The organism is Actinomadura macrotermitis (genome assembly GCF_009604375.1).
Lineage (GTDB): Bacteria > Actinomycetota > Actinomycetes > Streptosporangiales > Streptosporangiaceae > Spirillospora > Spirillospora macrotermitis.
In genome coordinates, this window is the sequence record NZ_WEGH01000004.1 from 59,622 (window position 1) to 76,371 (window position 16,750).

At 72.1% G+C, this 16,750-nt stretch carries 16 protein-coding genes, 2 pseudogenes and 1 riboswitch; of the genes and pseudogenes, 4 read left to right on the forward strand and 14 right to left on the reverse strand.

All coding sequences use genetic code 11. The features are described from left to right. Positions 1-33 precede the first annotated feature (33 nt). The 12 genes from ACRB68_RS28845 to ACRB68_RS28900 all read right to left on the reverse strand — a co-directional run bounded on the left by ACRB68_RS28845 (position 34) and on the right by ACRB68_RS28900 (position 11,292). The gene (locus tag ACRB68_RS28845) at positions 34-870 is read right to left on the reverse strand and encodes a Cof-type HAD-IIB family hydrolase (RefSeq protein ID WP_153538100.1); all 837 of its coding nucleotides are present in this window, start codon (positions 868-870) and stop codon (positions 34-36) included. Then, positions 867-1,718: an inositol monophosphatase family protein gene (locus ACRB68_RS28850; protein WP_153538102.1), complete on the reverse strand. Its 852-nt coding sequence runs from the start codon at positions 1,716-1,718 to the stop codon at positions 867-869. The genes ACRB68_RS28845 and ACRB68_RS28850 overlap by 4 nt, the downstream gene beginning before the upstream one ends. Beyond that, positions 1,715-2,524: an HAD family hydrolase gene (locus ACRB68_RS28855; RefSeq protein ID WP_328594919.1), complete on the reverse strand. Its 810-nt coding sequence runs from the start codon at positions 2,522-2,524 to the stop codon at positions 1,715-1,717. The genes ACRB68_RS28850 and ACRB68_RS28855 overlap by 4 nt, the downstream gene beginning before the upstream one ends. Beyond that, a complete protein-coding gene (locus ACRB68_RS28860) occupies positions 2,521-3,654 on the reverse strand; it encodes an ABC transporter ATP-binding protein (protein WP_153538104.1) in 1,134 nt (377 codons plus the stop codon). Before ACRB68_RS28860 ends, ACRB68_RS28855 begins: the two co-directional genes overlap by 4 nt. A gap of 3 nt (positions 3,655-3,657) precedes the next feature. Beyond that, the gene (locus tag ACRB68_RS28865; protein ID WP_153538106.1) at positions 3,658-5,481 is read right to left on the reverse strand and encodes an ABC transporter permease; all 1,824 of its coding nucleotides are present in this window, start codon (positions 5,479-5,481) and stop codon (positions 3,658-3,660) included. Between the two features lie 61 nt (positions 5,482-5,542). Then, positions 5,543-6,739, reverse strand: coding sequence for an ABC transporter substrate-binding protein (locus tag ACRB68_RS28870; RefSeq protein WP_153538108.1), 1,197 nt, complete (start codon positions 6,737-6,739; stop codon positions 5,543-5,545). A gap of 75 nt (positions 6,740-6,814) precedes the next feature. Then, on the reverse strand, positions 6,815-7,474 hold the full coding sequence (locus tag ACRB68_RS28875; protein ID WP_207709852.1) for a DUF47 domain-containing protein: 660 nt from the start codon (positions 7,472-7,474) through the stop codon (positions 6,815-6,817). Further along, a complete protein-coding gene (locus tag ACRB68_RS28880; protein ID WP_153538110.1) occupies positions 7,471-8,454 on the reverse strand; it encodes an inorganic phosphate transporter in 984 nt (327 codons plus the stop codon). The genes ACRB68_RS28875 and ACRB68_RS28880 overlap by 4 nt, the downstream gene beginning before the upstream one ends. Then, positions 8,451-9,446: a Gfo/Idh/MocA family protein gene (locus ACRB68_RS28885; RefSeq protein ID WP_153538112.1), complete on the reverse strand. Its 996-nt coding sequence runs from the start codon at positions 9,444-9,446 to the stop codon at positions 8,451-8,453. The genes ACRB68_RS28880 and ACRB68_RS28885 overlap by 4 nt, the downstream gene beginning before the upstream one ends. 485 nt (positions 9,447-9,931) lie before the next feature. Beyond that, positions 9,932-10,105, reverse strand: coding sequence for a CsbD family protein (locus ACRB68_RS28890; RefSeq protein WP_153538113.1), 174 nt, complete (start codon positions 10,103-10,105; stop codon positions 9,932-9,934). Positions 10,106-10,210: 105 nt separating this feature from the next. Continuing rightward, positions 10,211-10,939: a glycoside hydrolase family 25 protein gene (locus ACRB68_RS28895; RefSeq protein ID WP_153538115.1), complete on the reverse strand. Its 729-nt coding sequence runs from the start codon at positions 10,937-10,939 to the stop codon at positions 10,211-10,213. Then, positions 10,936-11,292, reverse strand: a complete 357-nt coding sequence (locus tag ACRB68_RS28900) for a hypothetical protein (RefSeq protein WP_153538117.1) — start codon at positions 11,290-11,292, stop codon at positions 10,936-10,938. Before ACRB68_RS28900 ends, ACRB68_RS28895 begins: the two co-directional genes overlap by 4 nt. Next, positions 11,288-11,426: riboswitch (cyclic di-AMP (ydaO/yuaA leader) on the reverse strand. Its footprint overlaps the gene before it by 5 nt. A 285-nt stretch (positions 11,427-11,711) precedes the next feature. Here ACRB68_RS28900 and ACRB68_RS28905 point away from each other — a divergent pair. The 4 genes and pseudogenes from ACRB68_RS28905 to ACRB68_RS28925 form a co-directional block, all read left to right on the forward strand. Continuing rightward, entirely contained in the window at positions 11,712-11,915 is a 204-nt protein-coding gene (locus ACRB68_RS28905) for a helix-turn-helix domain-containing protein (RefSeq protein WP_153538119.1), read from the forward strand. A 145-nt stretch (positions 11,916-12,060) separates the two neighbouring features. After that, the gene (locus ACRB68_RS28910; RefSeq protein ID WP_235960388.1) at positions 12,061-12,657 is read left to right on the forward strand and encodes an ankyrin repeat domain-containing protein; all 597 of its coding nucleotides are present in this window, start codon (positions 12,061-12,063) and stop codon (positions 12,655-12,657) included. Between the two features lie 297 nt (positions 12,658-12,954). Beyond that, a pseudogene (locus tag ACRB68_RS28920) lies at positions 12,955-13,268 on the forward strand (IS5/IS1182 family transposase); the annotation flags it as partial. Between the two features lie 186 nt (positions 13,269-13,454). Further along, positions 13,455-14,357, forward strand: a pseudogene (locus ACRB68_RS28925) (IS110 family RNA-guided transposase); the annotation flags it as partial. A gap of 116 nt (positions 14,358-14,473) precedes the next feature. Here the strand turns inward: ACRB68_RS28925 and ACRB68_RS28930 are convergent. Both ACRB68_RS28930 and ACRB68_RS42885 read right to left on the reverse strand, forming a co-directional pair. Next, positions 14,474-16,216 carry a leucine-rich repeat domain-containing protein gene (locus ACRB68_RS28930; protein ID WP_153538125.1) on the reverse strand — a complete coding sequence of 581 codons (1,743 nt, stop codon included), beginning with the start codon at positions 16,214-16,216 and terminating at the stop codon, positions 14,474-14,476. Positions 16,217-16,476: 260 nt separating this feature from the next. Then, entirely contained in the window at positions 16,477-16,737 is a 261-nt protein-coding gene (locus ACRB68_RS42885; protein ID WP_407924314.1) for a hypothetical protein, read from the reverse strand. Positions 16,738-16,750 lie beyond the last annotated feature (13 nt).

The following is a 16,750-nucleotide window of genomic DNA, read 5'->3' on the forward strand; positions in this document are numbered from 1 at the left end:
GCGGGCCGGGCGCGCCGGCCCGCCCCGGGCGGATCAGGGCCGCGGCATGACGCGGTCGACCAGGTCGGCGACGGCGCCCAGGGCGCAGTCGGCGACCACGATGTCGGCGGCCGCGCGGACCCCCTCGTCCCCGTCGCCGACGGCCGCGCCGAGCCCGGCGGCCTGGATCATGTCCAGGTCGTTGGGGTTGTCGCCGATGGCCGCGACCCGCTCCATCGGCACCCCCTGGGCGGCCGCCAGCTCGCGCAGCGCCGTGCCCTTGGTCGCGCCCGCGGGCAGGACCTCCAGGTAGGTGCTCTCCGAGCGCACCAGCGTGACGCCCGAGCCCAGCACGCCGGCGAACCCGGCGAGGACGGCCTCGGCCGCGCCGACCTGCGCGGGCCGCTCGCAGATCAGCATCACCTTGATGATCTCGTCGAGGGGCAGCTCGCCCCAGGAGCCGATCCGGACCAGGCCGATGCGGTCCCGGCGCGCGTACTCGCGCAGCGCCGCCGAGTCGGCCAGCACGTGGGCGCGGCCGTCGCTGAACACCACCGGCCACACCCCTGCGGGCAGCTCGTCGAACAGCAGCGTCAGCCGCGCCCAGGCCGCCACGCTGAGGCAACGCCGGTACAGGACCGCCCCGCTTGCGAGGTCGACCACGCGGGCACCGTTGTAGAGGATCGCCGGGGTGGCGAGGCCGAGCTCCCGGTAGTACGGGAGCGCGGACTCCTCGCCGCGCCCGGTGGCGACCACCACGCTGCCGCCGGCGTCGGTGAAGCGGCGCAGCGCGGCCAGGTTCGGCTCCACGATCCGCAGGTCCCGGCCGACGAGGGTGCCGTCCAGGTCGGTGACGATCCACTCCACCGTCCGCACGCCGGTGGCGCTCATCGCGGGCCCCCCGCCGCCTCCAGGCCGGCGATCTCCGCCAGCACCGAGCCGGCCAGGTCGAACCCGCCGACGCACGCCACGTAGCCGGGCGCGTCCCACTCGTCCCCGCCGGGCGCACCGCCGAGCGGCAGGTAGGTCCCGCCCGCCTGGCGGACGATCAGCAGCGCCGCCGCGACGTCCCAGGCGTTGACGGAGTTGCCGTAGGCCGCGTCCGCCCAGCCCGCCGCGACGTGCGCGAGGGACAGCGCGGCGCTGCCGGGACGGCGCAGCGTGGCGAAGGCGTCGACCAGCGTCGCGTAGCGCCGCAGCGCCGCGTCGCCGTTGCGGCGCAGCTCGCGCGCGTTGGGGTAACCGGTGACGATCACGCCGGTGCGGTCCCGCGCCGCGCCGGTGCTGCGGAGCGGCTCGCCGTTGCAGGAGGCGCCGGCCAGGTCGGCGGCGAACATGTCGTCGCGGACCGGGTCGTACACCGCCCCGGCCACCACCCGGCCGCCCGCCACGGCGGCGATCGAGGTGCAGAAGAACGGCAGGCCGGCCGCGAAGTTGGCGGTCCCGTCGATGGGGTCGACGTACCAGCGGACGGCCGCGTCCCCGCCCTCCCCGCCGCGGGAGCCGCCCTCCTCGCCGACGACGACGCTGCCCGGGCTGTGCTCGGCGAGCACCTCCCGGATGGTCTCCTCGGCGGCGCGGTCGTGCTCGGTGACCGGGTCGTGGAAGTCGCGCTTGAGGTCGACCGGGGGGCGGGACCGGAACGCCCCGCGCAGCCGGTCGCCGGTCGCGCGGGCGGCGGCCTCGGCGATCCGGGCCAGCTCCCGGGACTCCGGGACGTCGATGGCCTCGGTGTTCATCGTTCTCCTTCGGCTGCGTCGTTCAGCAGGGCCAGCAGGCCGTGGCCGTCGTCGACGACGGCGTCCGGCAGGCAGCGGGTCTCGTAGGGGATGTCGTAGGTGTCCTCGGCGACCATCAGCACGTTGCCGCCGACACCGGCGCGGTGCCCGCACAGCACGTCCCGGTCGAAGTTGTCGCCGACGTACCAGACGTCCCCGGGCCGGACGCCGAGCGCCCGGGTGGCGATCCGGATCATCTCGGGGTTGGGTTTGCGCACCCCGGCCTCGTCGCTGTACACCTCCAGCGCCAGCCTGCCCGCCAGGCCGGTCGCCGCGGTGTAGTCGCGGTGCACGGCGCCGGACAGGGCGTTGCTGACCACCCCGCAGGGGATGCCGAGGGCGGCGGCGCCGTCCAGCAGCTCGGGGATGCCGGGGCGGGTGCGGCGATCCTGCCGCAGCTCCCCCATCCGCTTGCACAGCGGGGTGGCGTGCGCGATGACGAGCTGGCGGGCGGACGCGGGCCAGTCGGCGGCGACGTAGTCGCCCCAGAACCCGGTGTGGGTCATCTCCGGCGGCGCGTACGGACGCGACATCGCGTCCTTCCAGCACTTGTCCGCCGCGGCGCCCGCCCTGATGTCGATCTCGACCGCGGCGGCGTCCAGCTCACGGCAGCCGGCGCGGGTGAGCAGCGCGTGCACCTCCTTGGCCAGCTCGGCGCACCAGCCCGGCCGCATGCCGGTCTCCACCAGCACGCCGCCGAAGTCGAGCAGCAGCGCCCGCGGCAGGCGCAGCGCCCGCCCCGACAGCCGGGGCCCGGCGGCGCTCACGAGGCCACCCCGCCCACCGGCGCGGACGCCTCGTCCCAGGCGCCGATCCGGGTGCCGTCGGCGCCGAACAGGTGCAGGCACTGCGCGGGCGCCCAGCAGCGCAGGGCGTCGCCGGGCCCGGCCCCGGGGTCCTCGTGCGTGATCGCGAACATCCGGGTGTCCAGGACGCGCAGCTGGACGGTCCAGCTCGCCCCCGTCGGCAGCACGGTCTCCACCACGGCCTCCTCCGACCAGGCCGGGTCCGGCGCCGCCTCGCCCGCCCCGGCCAGCCGGAGCGCCTCGGGGCGGATGCCGACGCAGCCGGGCTCGCCCAGCTCGCCGCGCTTGCCGGCGTAGCGCAGCAGCGCCCCGCCGAGGTCGCTCATCGCCGGCTCGCCCGCCGGCACGATGTTCATCGGCGGGCTGCCGACGAACTCGGCCACGAACCGGTTGGCCGGCCGCCGGTACATCTCCATGGGCGGCGCGACCTGCTGCAGCTCGCCGTCGCACATGACGGCGATGTGGGTGGCCATCGTCATGGCCTCCATCTGGTCGTGGGTGACGAACACGATCGTCGCGCCCGTCTCGTCGTGGATGCGCTTCAGCTCGGTGCGCATCTCCAGCCGCAGCCGGGCGTCCAGGTTCGACAGCGGCTCGTCCAGCAGCAGGACGCCGGGGTCGACGGCCAGCATGCGGGCGAGCGCCACGCGCTGCTGCTGGCCGCCCGACAGCTGGGACGGGTAGCGGTCCATGCAGTCGGCCACCCGGACCTTCTCCAGCGCCTCCTTGGCGCGGGCCACCCGCCTGGCGGCCGGCACCTTGCGCATCCGCAGCCCGAACTCGGTGTTCCCGCGGACGGTGAGGTGCGGCCAGAGCGCGTAGTTCTGGAACACCAGCCCCATGTCGCGCTTCTCGGGCGGCACGTAGACGCCCCGCTCCACCGAGTCGAGCACCCGGTCCCCCACGGTGATCTCACCGAGGGTGGGCTGCTCCAGGCCCGCGATCATCCGCAGGGTGGTCGTCTTCCCGCACCCGGACGGGCCGAGCAGGCAGGTGAACGAGCCGTCGGGGACGGTGAGGTCGAGGTCCTTCACCGCCGCGTGCCCGCCGGCGTAGTTCTTGACCACTCCGCTGAGGGTGATGGTCGGCATTGATCAACCTCCGATGCCCGAGGCCAGGCTGCTCTTGGTGAGCCGCTGGGCCAGGTAGGTCATGGTGAACGACAGCAGTGCGATGACCAGCACGACGCCGTTGGCCAGCTGGGTGTAGCCGTAGTCGACGAGCCCGATGGACAGCGTGGTCAGCAGCTGGGTGCCCGAGGTGGTCAGCATGATCACGATGCTGAGCTCCTTCAGTCCCGAGATGAACGGCAGCACCACGCCGGTGACCAGCGGGCCGCGCTGGATCGGGATGATGATCCGCACCATCCGGGTCGGCCACCGGGCGCCGCTGATCTGCGCGGCCTCCTCGGGTTCGCGGCCGAGCTGCATCATGGCCGAGATGCCCGACCGGGACGAGTACGGCAGATGGGTGATCACGAGCACCAGGACCAGCAGCGTGATCGTCCCGTAGAGGGCCGGGACCGGCCCGCGCCGCACCGCGAACAGCGACAGGCAGGCCGCCGCGAACGCGATGCCGGGGACCAGGTAGGGCAGGAACGACACCTGGCGCAGGAAGGCCGAGACCCGGCTCCCGTCGCCGCGCACCACCACGTATCCGATCAGCAGGCCGAGCAGGCCGCAGACCAGCGACGCCGAGCCGACGATCCGGATGCTGTTCCAGGCCGCCTCCCACAGCTCGCCGCCGCGCAGCACCCCGTGCGGGAAGCCGACGGCGCCGGGGATGTCGGTGCCGATCCAGTACTTGAGCGTGAAGTTGCCGGCGCTGAACACGCCGGGCGTCTTGGTGATCGTCGACAGCAGCAGCGTCAGCACCGGCACGACGACGCCGGCGGCGAACACCGCCAGCGCCGCCGCGCAGGCCGGCCAGCGCCAGCGGCGCAGGTCGGCGCGGCGGTCCATCGCGCCCTTGCCGCCGACGGTGACGAACCGGCGCTGCTCGCGGACCAGCCGGGTGTCGACCAGCACCACCAGCACGCCGACCAGCACGATGACGCCGGCGAGCGTCGAGGCGACGCCGGTGCTGCGGTCCCGGATGGCGTGGTAGAGGCTGGTGGACAGCACGTGGTAGTCGCTCGGCAGGCCGAGGATGTAGGGCGTGCCGAAGGTGCCGAGCACCCGGCCGAGGACCAGCAGCACCGCCGACGACAGCGCGGGCATCATCAGCGGCAGGGTGACGCGGCGCAGCACCGTGCGCCCGCCGGCGCCGAGGATGCGGGCCGAGTCCTCCAGCTGCGAGTCGATGCGGCGCAGCGCGTTGCCGAACAGCAGCAGCACGAACGGGTAGTAGTGCAGCCCGAGCGTGACGATGATCGGCAGCGGCCCGTAGGCGAGCCAGTCGGGGGTGTGGATCCCGGCGCCCTGCAGGTATCCGACCTGCCCGCCGGAGCGCTGGTTCTTGAACAGGGCGAGCCAGGCCAGGGCGAACGTCCAGGACGGCAGCATGTAGGGCACCACCAGGGCCGCCGCCAGGAACGTGCGGCCCGGGACGTTGGTGCGCGTCACCAGCCACGCCATGGAGCCGCCGACCACGAGGGCGAACGCGATGACGCCGAGCGCGACCACGGCGGTGTGCCACAGCGGCTCCCAGAACAGCAGCCGGCTGACGGGCGAGCGGAACACCCGCCACAGGTAGTAGCCGGTCCACGAGCCGCTCCGTTGCCCCGAGCGCGCCTCGTCCCCGTACTGGACGCGGCCCGCGTCCGAGACCACCGAGACCAGGGGGGCGATGACGAGGTAGAGCAGGGCGAGGCACATGACCACGCCGAGCATCACGGTGGGATCGCGCAGGAGCACGCGGGCCCGGTACAGCACGCGCCGGCCGCGTGACGCCGGCCGTGCGGGGGCGGCGACCGCCATGGGCACTTCCTCCAGGGGTGAGGGGCCCGGCGGGTCGTGACCACGACCCGCCGGGGCGGGATCAGCGGTGGTTGACGCGCCAGAAGTCCTTGATGTCCTGCCGGGCGCGGAAGTCGGCGATCAGCTTGTCGGAGGAGAAGAGGAAGAGCTGGCCGTTCCAGTCGGTCAGGCCGGGCGGGTTGTGCGGGCTCTTGCCGACCGCCTTGTTGCCCGAGACCCCGCCGCTGCCGGACTCGAGGTCGAACCCTTCCTTCTCCATCGCGAAGTGCACGAACAGCTTCGCGGCGTTCGGGTGCTTGGACCCGGTCGCGATCGTGGCGTACTTGGGGTAGGCGAAGCCGGTCCACGGGGTCAGGCCCGCGCAGACCTTCATGTCGTACTTCTTCTCCTCGACGTCCCGGAACTTGGCGATCGACATGAGGCCGATCCTGTTCTCGGTCTGGTTGGACGCCGCGACGCCGGCGACGACGTCCTCGTCCTCGGTGGTCAGCACCGGGGCGTTCTCGGCCAGCCGCTTCACCCACTCGTGCGCGGGGTCCCCGGCGCTCAGCTTGAGCTTGCCGCGGCCGAGCCGGTCATAGGCGGCGGTGAGCTTGTCGCCGCCCTGCTCGGCCATCTGCGTGAACCACTGGGTGAAGACCTCCTTGCCCAGCGGGTCCTGCATCATCACCTTGCCCTTCCAGCCGGGGTCGGTGAGCTCCCACAGGTTCTTCACCGGGCACCCCTGCGGGTTGAGCCTGGGGTTGTAGACGAAGACGTAGGCCTTCTGGATCATCATCAGCGGGCTGCGGTCGGCCTGGTCGATGTCCTTGGCCAGGTCCGGCGGGATCCAGGTCTTCACGATGTTCTGCGGAAGGAGCTGGCCGACGAGCATCGGGCCGTCCTCGAACAGGCTCACGTCGATCGTGACGTTCTTGGCCTGCGCCTCGCGGGTCATCTTCTCGGCGGTGCCGGCGGCCTTGGACTTCACGCCCTCGGCCTTGATGCCGTACTTCTTGCCGAACGCCTCCGCGAGGTCCTTGACGTCGCCGCTGCCGTCGTAGGCGAGGACGCCGCCCTCCTTCTTCGCGGCGGCGATGAGCGCGTTCAGGTCGAAGGTCGCGGCGTCCTCCACCGTCACCGACGGCTGGGGCTGCGCCTCCTCGCGGACCTGGCCGCCGCTGGAGGGCGCGCAGGCGCCGAGGAGCGCGGTGGCCACGGCGACGGCGGCCGCCGCGCCGGCCCGCGCGCGGGGGCTGACGAGTCTCGTGCGGATCATGGTGGGTCGTCTCCTTGTCATCGTGGTGCCCGCGGGCCCCCGGAACCTGCGGCTCCCGCCCGGGAGGGGGGTGGGTCAGTGACTGCGTTTGAGCATCGCGTCCGACAGGGCGTCGGCCGACTCGCCGATGCGCCGCCCGACCGCGTCGAGCCGGCCCAGCAGCTCGCGTGCGCGCAGGACGTCGATGTCCAGCGGCCCGGCGAACAGGCGGGCCAGCGCGGCCTGCCTGGTCTCGCGGACCCGGTTGCGGGCCTTGCGTGCGGCCAGCGACGCGATGGTGACCGCGGCCGGCTCGGCGAGGACCTTCCGGACGGCGGCGTCGAGGGCGTTCAGCCCGTCGAGCACCGCGTCCAGCAGCGGAACGGTGAAACCGAGGTCCGGCGGGCCGAACAGGTCGGCCTCCCGGACGAAGTCGCGCAGGTTGTCCAGGACGTCGTCGACGGAGCGGGAGAGCCGGTAGAGGTCCTCCCGGTCGATGGGGGTGGCCAGGACGTCGCCGAGCATCTCGGCCAGGGCGGCGCGCTCGGCGTCGCCCACGTGCTCCAGCTCGGCCATCCGGCTCCGGGCCGAGGCGGGCGTCCGCTCCCCCGCGGCCATCTCGCGGGCCAGTTCCGCGCCGGCGCGGACCGCGCGGATCTGCCGCGAGACCTGCTCCATCACCCGGTCCCCGGAGCGGCCGCGCAGGTCGTCCCAGACCAGCCGCAGGCGCCGCGCCGGGCGCGTCGCGGCGCTCACAGGGCCCTCATCGCCACGCCGCCGAGCGAGCCGGCCGCGAACGCCAGCGGCAGGGTGAACACCCACGCCGCGCCGATCCCGATCACGTTCTGCCAGCGCACCCGGGACGTGCCCTCGCTGGCGGCCACGCCGACCACGCCGGCGGTCACCGACTGCGTCATGCTCACCGGGGCCCCGGCGAGCGAGCTCGCCGTCACCGACGCCGCGGCCGCCGCCTCGGTCGACACCACGTGCAGCGGCCGGGCGAGCACCAGCCCGCGGCCGAGCCGCTCCCCCGTCCGGTGCACCGCGCTCAGCGCGCCGGCGCAGAACACCACCGCGATCAGCAGCATCATGAGCGGGGCGGGCTGGATCGGGCCGACCGCGCCGAGCCGCCGCGTCGACACCACCTGGCGGGCCACCCCGACGACGGCGAGCATCTTCTGGCCGTCGTTGGCGGCGTAGGCGGCGCACTGGGCGCCGTAGGCGAGCACGTGGGCGGTCCGCACCGCGCCGGCCATGCCGGCGAACGAGGGGACGCGCCGCGAGGCCAGCCCCAGCCCGTAGCCGACGGTCATGCCGATCAGCGGCGCCACCGCCCCGAAGGCCAGGACGCCGGCCAGCGCGCCCCACGACACCCGCAGGCCGAGGCCGAAGCAGGCCCCGCCGATGCCGCCGAGGACCGCCAGCGTCAGGCTCGTCGGCAGCCCCTTGCGGGACAGCAGGACGACCACGGCGAGCGCCACGGTCACCCCGGTCAGGAAGGCCAGCGCGCCCCGGCGGTCGCCGAGGTCGGCCAGCCGCTCGGTGAAGGTCCGCGCGACCTGCGTCCCGACCAGCTGCGGCACCAGCACGATCGGCACCAGCGCCGGCAGCGTCAGCAGCAGGCCCGGCGACCGGGGGAAGCGGCCGCTCAGCCCGAGCAGCGCGCCGCCGTCGTTGACGCCGGTGACCCACACGAAGGCCAGCGCGACGGCCCCGAAGGCCACGGCCCAGATCATCGCAGCTCCGCCAGGCGGACCCGGCGATCCTCGTGCAGCGAGAGCGTGGCCGCCTCGGCGATCAGCAGGGCCTCCAGGGCCTCGTCCACCGTGCACGGGCTCTCGGCGTGGCCTCTGGCCACATCTAGGAACGTTCCAATCTCGCTCGCGTAAGCGGGCTCGAAGCGCTCCCAGAAGTTGGCCCACGCGTCGCCGGAGGGCCAGTCGACGCCCGGCTCGGCCGACCGCAGCGCCGCCCGCTCGTCCAGGCCGACCACCCAGGTCCCGGCGGTGCCCGACAGCTCCATCCGGACGTCGTAGCCCGCGCCGTTGTAGCGCGACCCCTGCATGGTGGCGACGGTGCCGTCGTCCATGACCATGACGGCGGCGCTGGTGTCCACGTCCCGCGCGGCCGCGAAGTAGCCGTCGCCCCGGTTGGCGCCGACCGCGGTGACCGACTCGACCTCGCGGCCGGTGACCCAGCGCAGGATGTCGAAGTCGTGGATGTGGCAGTCGCGGAAGATGCCGCCGGACGACAGGACGTACTCGGCGGGCGGCGGCGCCGGGTCGGCGGTGACCAGGTGCACCCGGTGCAGGTCGCCGAGCCGGCCGCCCAGCACGGCCTGGCGGGCGGCCGCGTAGCCGGCGTCGAACCGGCGCTGGAAGCCGATGTGCACCGGCACGCCCGTCCGGGCGGCGCAGGCGCGCACCTCCAGGGTCGTCTTCAGGTCGGGCGCGACGGGCTTCTCGCAGAAGGCGGGGATGCCGGCCTCGCAGGCCCGGATCAGCAGTTCGGCGTGGGTGGCGGTGGGGGTCGCGATGACGACCGCGTCCAGACCGGCCTGGAAGACCTCGTCCGGGGCGGCGGCGCGGGTGCCGAGCGGGCCGGCCAGGGCCTCGGCCCGGCGCGTGTCGGCGTCGCCGATCACCAGCTCGTCCACGAGGGGGTGGCCGCTCAGGAACCGGGCGTGCCAGGCCCCGATCCGCCCCGCGCCCAACAGTCCGACCCGCATGGTGTGCCTCCAGTGGTCCGTCGACGAGAGGGCGGGACAACAGGGCTGTTCAGAAACTGGACACCCTCTGTTCACCTGCTCGTCACCTATGTGGCCTGGGGCACATTTCTAGCCCTACCGGGCGGACCCGTCAATACTTTGTTCTTACATATGTACGTACTGACGTGAAGTCATGGAATCGGCAGGCACCGCGGCCGGTCCGCCGGGCGGGTGCGTCGCATCGTGTCGTCCGTACGCGCTCGTACCGCCGCACCTGGGGAAATCCCGCTGGTCACGGCATTGACCGAAAGTCAGGAGGAGGCGGGGCCGGGCCCGGAGAGGGCGGTCGCGTGATCACGCGGCGCGCGAGAACCGTGACCCGCCGCAGGCCCGCAAGGACCGCGCCGGCGACAACCGGCCACACCGCCGGACACGAGAACCGCCCCGGGCCGGGGCACCCCACGTGGGGTGCCCCGGCCCGGGGCGGTTCGGGTGCCGGCCGGCGATCAGTGCTTGAAGGTGTCCTTGACCTTCTCGCCGGCCTGCTTGGCGTCGCCCTTGACCTGCTCGGCCTTGCCCTCGGCCTCCAGGCGCTCGTTGCCGGTGACCTTCCCGGCGACCTCCTTGGCCTTGCCCTTGATCTTGTCACCGGTGTTGGCGGCCTTGTCCTCGGCGCTCATGGCGTCTCCCTTCGTCGTGTTCTCGCTGTCTGCCGCCCCCCTACCCGGCGAACCGCCGGTAATGCACGCCCGTCCGCGTGGGCGCGCCCACACCGGGCCGCCGCCTCAGGCCCGGGGCGGCCGGTAGCCCAGCTGACGGAGCTGATCGGGGGTGAGCCGGGAGACGTTGTGATCGTGGTCGGTGGACTCGTATTGGTGGATGGCCCACTGCTTCCACGGGGACGGCGGCGTGACGCGTCCCGGCGCCTTCCCGTAGTGCGCGACCCACAGCGGATAGTCGCCGAGGCCGGCGCCGCGCTGCTGCGCGAAGGACCACGAGCTGTAGAAGAACGCCTTCACGCCGGTCTTCTCCTTGACGTGTTCCAGCCAGCGCCTCGCCCAGTCGTTGACCTGGCGGTCCGACCGGCCGTCGGTGGTCTCCAGGTCGAGCATGAGCAGGTCGCCGGGCTGCAGGCCGGCCGCCGCCACCACCGACAGGAAGTGGTCGGCCTCCCGCACCGGGTCGTTCTTCGGGTGCCCGTAGTGGTAGGCGCCGCGGACCAGGCCGTTCTGGCGGATCTTCGCCCAGTTGCCGGCGAAGGTCGCGTCGTCGCGCGCGGTCCCCTCGGTCGCCTTGGCGATGCCGAACGCCAGGCCCTTCTGGCCCCAGTCGAAGCCGCGGTCGTAGGTGGACACGTCCACGCCGTGAGCGAGGGGCGCCTTGACGGTCTCGGCGGCCTCGGCGACCTCGGAGCGGGCGGGGGGCGTCCCGGCGGCCTCGGAGTGGGCGGCCAGGTTGAGCAGGGCCCCGCCCCCGATCGCCGCCGCCGCCAGCAGGCTCGTGAGGGACTTCATCGGGTCTCCTTGCGGGTGAGGCGGTGCTTGAGGAAGGCCGCCAGCACCAGCGCCGTGAGGACGAGCGCGCCCGGCGTGGGCATGGTGTCCCACGCCTTGTTCTTCTTGAACCACGCCGCGCGGGAGGGGGTGTAGGCGAACTGCCCGGCCTGCGCGGTGACGCCGGCCTGCGCGGCTCCCCAGCTGAGGAACATGTCGCACCAGGCGGCATTCGAGAAGTCGTGGGAATCGTCGACGTTCGCGGAGTACCAGTCGCCGAACTTGGTGTAGCCGCTTCCCTTCTCCGTGTACCCGAGCTGCGACTCGAGCGCCTTGATCATTTCTTGGATGCCCGGCTGCAAAGGGCTGTCCACCTCTCCTTTTCCGCCTACCGGGTTAGCTGACGGGTTCGGGCCAGGAGATGGCCCTACCGCTGACGAGCAGCGGATTCACCCCGGAGGAACCTGGGTCCCCGGCTCTCCCGCAGGAGATTCGGCGTCCGGCCGGACTTCGGCCGGTGCAGCGGAGATTAAGCAAGAAAAGGGATCGCCACCAAACCTTGACGGTAAATAAATTATGCGTGAGAAGGCAGCTCCATCACCCCTTTCCTCGGCTCCTGCGCCATTGCGGGCCACTCCTTCCCATGCACGGCCGGCGAAAGCATCAACCGATCGGTTGATACGGGGCATCGTCCTATCGGCCCGCGCCTGTCCGCCCTCCATCCGATGGAGACGGGCCGTCCGGCGGCGACGGTGGATTCCACAGGGCCGGAACCGAGCACGAGGAGGAACCCTTGAACGAGTCGATCGGCGCAGCGGTCCGCCTCCGGCGCCGCGCTCTCGGCCTCACGCAGGCCGGACTGGGCGAACGGGCGGGCCTGACGCAATCAGCGGTCTCCCGGCTGGAGGACGGCACCCGCCTTCCACCGCTTCCCGCGCTGGAGCGCGTCGCACATGCCCTCGGCCTCCGCCTGAGGATCGGCCTCGACGGGCCCTGAGGAGACTTCGGGAAGGATCATGTTGCGAAGGACGAAGAGGGCCGGAGCCCTCGCCGCCGCCGGGCTCGCCATCGCCGCCGGCCTGTCGGTCGCCGGAGAGGCGTCCTTGCCGGCGCGAACCGCGAGCGAAGCGAAGGAGACGAGGATGAGCGACCAGGAACTGCTGCGGAGCGCGCGTGAAGGCGACGCGGCCGGGGTCGGCGCCGCCTTGCGGGGCGGCGCGTCCCTCAAGGCCCGCGACGAGCACGGGCGGACCCCGCTCCAGCTCGCCGCCGAGGGCGATCATGTCGAGGCGGCCCGCGTCCTGGTGGAGGCCGGCGCCGACCCGAACCTGCAGGACGACCGGCGCGACAGCGCCTTCCTCGTCACCGGGGTGACCGGGAGCGTGGCGATGCTGCGGACGCTGCTGCCCGCCGGGCCCGACCTGAAGCTGACCAACCGGTACGGGGGCGTCGCGCTGATCCCGGCCTGCGAACGCGGCCATGTCGACTATGTCCGCGAGGTGCTGAAGACCGGGATCGACGTCGACCACGTCAACCGGCTCGGCTGGACGGGCCTGCTGGAGGCGGTCATCCTCGGCGACGGCTCCCACCCCTACCAGGAGATCGTCGGACTGCTGATCGACGCGGGCGCGGACGTGAACCTGGCCGACGGCGACGGCGTCACCCCGCTCCGCCACGCCCTCGACCGCGGCGCGGCCGAGATCGCCACCCGCCTCCGCGCCGCCGGCGCCCACCCCTGACGGTGGGCGCGCCGGCTGCCCAGCGTCCGCACGCTGGCGGACCAATACGACGTCAGTCACATCACCGTTGGTGACGCGCACGCGAGCTTTCGCAGCGGGGTCTCGTCATCCACCACACAGGGCCGCGGGACGTTCCACGTTCCGCCCCCGGCCACCGATTGACCGGCGCTTCGCGCCACATTGGGCATAAGTTCATGTCATGACGGCTGGCGCCGCGTTGTGGGACGGCGTGTCCCTCAAAGCCCGCATCGAGCACGGGCCCACCCCGCCTCGCCACGCCCTCAGCCGCGGCGCGACGACAGTCCACAGCTCGTGCCCGTGTTGGAGGCGATTCGGGTGCCCCGCCCGGGTGCTGGCCGTCCTTGCTGCTGCCCGGATCGGGAGCAGGCCGACAAGGCGTACTACTCAAGGCCAACCGCGTCTACCTGCGACGTCGGGGCATCCGGGCCACGATCCCGGAGTGCCACGACCAGATTGTCGGGCGGAAACATCGCGGCAGCGCCGACGGTCGACCGCCGGTATTCGACCGGGAGGACTACAAGCTGCGGCACGCCGTGGAGTGCGGAATCAACCGGCTCAAGCGGCACCGGGCCGTGGCCACCCGATACGACTGTGAGGATGTGAGGGTGCCGCCTCGGGCGGTGGTCTGACCCGCGTTACGACTGGCCAGGGTGCCTTGAGTTTGATCTGTCGGCCACTGTTCGGGGCGGTGCTTGCTGTCACCGGGCCGGGCGGGCGTGTCCCGATAGGGGCCTTGCTGCGAACAAGAGCGCCATCACAGTCCTGATCGCTCCACCTCGGCCGGATACCGCGACCTGCTGGACTGGGCCGAGGGGTTCGGTGTCCTGCGACGGGCCGGAGTGGAGGGCACCAGCTCTTATGGCACCGCTCTCACCCGGTACCTGCGCACCGCCGGCATCGGGGTCCTGGAGGTCAACCAGCCCGACAAGGCCGAACGCCGACGCCGCGGCAAGACCGACGCGATCGACGCCGAGGCGGCAGCACGGGCGGTGCTTTCCGGCAGGGCCACCGCGATCGCCAAGACCGGCGACGGGCCAGTGGAGATGATCCGGCTGTTCAAAACGGCCAAGCAATCAGCGATCAAGTCCCGAGCACAGGCCATCAACCAGCTCAAGGCCGTCTTGATCCGCGCCGACCCAGCCCTGCGTGAGCAGCTGACCGGCCTCAGCAACCCCAAGCTCATCCGGGCCTGCGCCGCCCTTGCCACCGCAACGGTCGCCACGGCCGCAGCCGCTGCAGCCCACACCCTCCGGTCGCTCGCCCAGCGAATCGCCTATCTCACCGACGAGATCACCACAGCGATCAACAGCCACCGGCCGCAACTGCCCAACTGCTATGGAGTCGGCCCCGACACCACCGCCGCCTTGCTCATCGCCGCAGGCGACAATCCCGAACGACTCCATAGCGAAGCACCCTTCGCCGCGCTCTGCGGCGTCAGCCCTATCGAAGCATGCTCGGGGAAAACCCAACGCCACCGTCTCAACCGCGGCGGGGACCGCCAAGCCAACTCCGCTCTCTACACCATCGTCATCGCCCACCTGCGCTGGAACACCGCCACCCGCGACTACATCGACCGGCGCCAAGCCCAGGGCAAGACCCGCCGCGAAGCCATCTGCTGTCTCAAGCGCTACATCGCCCGCGAAATCTACAAGATGATCACAACACCCTGCTCTGCTTGACATCCATAGGGGCATCAAGCTCGCCGCCCGCTACTTGGCCACCGTGCAGATCGCGGCGATCGGTGAGTGGCTGTGATCCCGGCGAACGGCTCCGCCGCCACGCCGGCCTCGAACGCCTACTCGAAGTCGATCTGGGCGGTCGGGTGTGCGGCGGTGATCCGGTCGCGGACCGCCCTTGGGAACAGGTTGCCGTACAGGTTGGCCACCGCCAGATCGGGGAGCGTGTCGAAATCCGCCGGCAGGTCGTTGAGCTGGTTGAACCTCAGGTCGACGATCCGCAGCCGACGAAACGTCCCGATCCCGGCGAAGTGCTCAGGCTTGAGCTTGCGGCGCTTGGTGTTCCGCTGCCACTGGCCGATCCGGAGCTCCTCCAGTCCGGGCAGCTCCATGGCGAACAGCTCCCGCAGGAAATCGTGCGACGGCAGGGGCGTGCTAGCGCGGCGGCTGTTTCCGCCGAAGCCGAGGACCCGCAGCGCGGGCAGGCGGCCGAGGTCGGGCAGCGGGTCGCGCAGCAGGCCGAGGCTGTCGCCGAGGTCGAGCTCTTCGAGGCGGGTCGATCGCAGCAGGCTGTCGGGGACGGTGTCGAAGTAGTTGCCGCTCAGGTCGAGCCGGCGCAGGTTCGGGAAGGTGGTGACGGCCTCGGGGAAGGTCCGCAGGAAATAGTGGCTCCCGCCGGACATGGACACCTCCTCGACGGCGGCCAGCCCGTGCGCGGAGCCGGGGAACACGACGTCGGTGCCGTCGGCGACCAGCTTGCGCAGCGTGGCCAGATCGCCGAAGGCGTCCGGCAGGACGAACCGCGACACCTCCGGCAGGTCCCACTCCGACCCCGGCTCCGTGTCGACGGAGACCGACAGGTAGGAGATGTCGAGCTCCTCCAGGGCGGTGAGCCGGCCGATGGCGGCCGGCAGGGTGAACTCGACCGTGTCCAGGTCCGTGTCTCGGTTGCCGGCGACGCACAGCACCCGGAGCGCGACCAGGTCGCCGATCGATTCCGGCAGGGCGGTCAGCCCGCAGTTGCGCACCGACAGGTGCTCCAGCCGGGTGAGCGTCCCGAGCGCCTCGGGCAGCTCGCCGATCGGGTTGCCGTCCAGGATCAGGGTGCGAAGCCACGGCATCTGGAGCACCTCGGCGGGAAACTCCTTGAGGTTGCGACCGGTCAGGTCGAGGTGCTCCACCCGGTCGGCCCGGGACCGGGACACGTCGGCTTCGGCCGACTCGGCCGCCGTCCGGGCTCCGGGCCGCAGGACCGGCAGCCCGGCCCGCAGCCGGTCCAGGAACGCCTCGACGTCCAGACGGCGGTCCTCCGCGTCGACGACCTCGGGCACGAACGCCTCGACGATGCCCGGCCTGACGTAGTCGGCGTTCTTGGCGGCGCCGACGTTGTCCACCCAGCGCCCGCCGACGGCGTGCACGTCCATGGCGTGGTCGAAGTCGATCACCCAAGGGGTCTCGACGGTCCCGGTCCGCAGCCGGCCGTGGTTGTAACAGCCGTAGACGAGGTGCGTGAAGGCGCCGTCGTGGAGGTGGATCTCGCAGTCGCCGGCCTCCAGGGTCTCGGCCTCGGTGCGACCGCCGACGTAGAGTCCGGGCCGGTCCTCATAGAGCGCGATCGGGCCGTCGACCGTCAGATCGCCGGTGATCACGATCAGCTCGACGTCGTCCTCGCCGCCCCCGCTTCGCAGGGCATTGACGGCGTCCAGGAAGTCCCCGTCGACCGCGAGATCGCCGTCGAAGAACAGCACGCTGCCATAGTCGGACGACTCTCCTTCACTCTCGAACGCGGCGGACAACGCGCCGCTCAGACGGGCGTCGGCGTCGGCATAGGACAGGGATTCGGGGGTGGCGGATATCGACATGGCGACGAGCATAGGTCCGCGCTGTGACAGCCCTACGGGAAAGTCCAGCGCCGTCGTGAGGCTGCCGGCCGCCCCGCCGTCGATCCCAGTAGCAGAAGTTCAACACAGCCCACTGCTCATCGGTGAGATCCTCACGCGCCACACCAGGATCATCCCAGCGCGGCACGATCAACGCGACAGCGTTCTCAAACACGCCCTAGGAGACTGCTGAAGATTTTGTGGAGAGGCTGTCCGGCCGTGGGCCGGACAGCCCTGTGTGGTCATGCTTCGGCCATGGACAGATGCCAGATGTCGTTGCTTCGGGTGAGTCCGAGGTTGATCAGTCGGCGGAGGTCGAGGGCGGCGGCTCGGGTGTGCAGCCAGGCGTCGCCTGCGATGGTGCCGCGGTGGCGCAGGCGGCGGTTGCCGCGGTGGACGAGCCAGGTAACGGCGCCGTTCGACCGGTGGTCGCCAGCGCCGGTAATCGGCTTGTCAGGCTGGATCGGTGGCCGCCTGACGGTGAGCGGCCGCCTGGAGATCATGATGAGGGCGCAG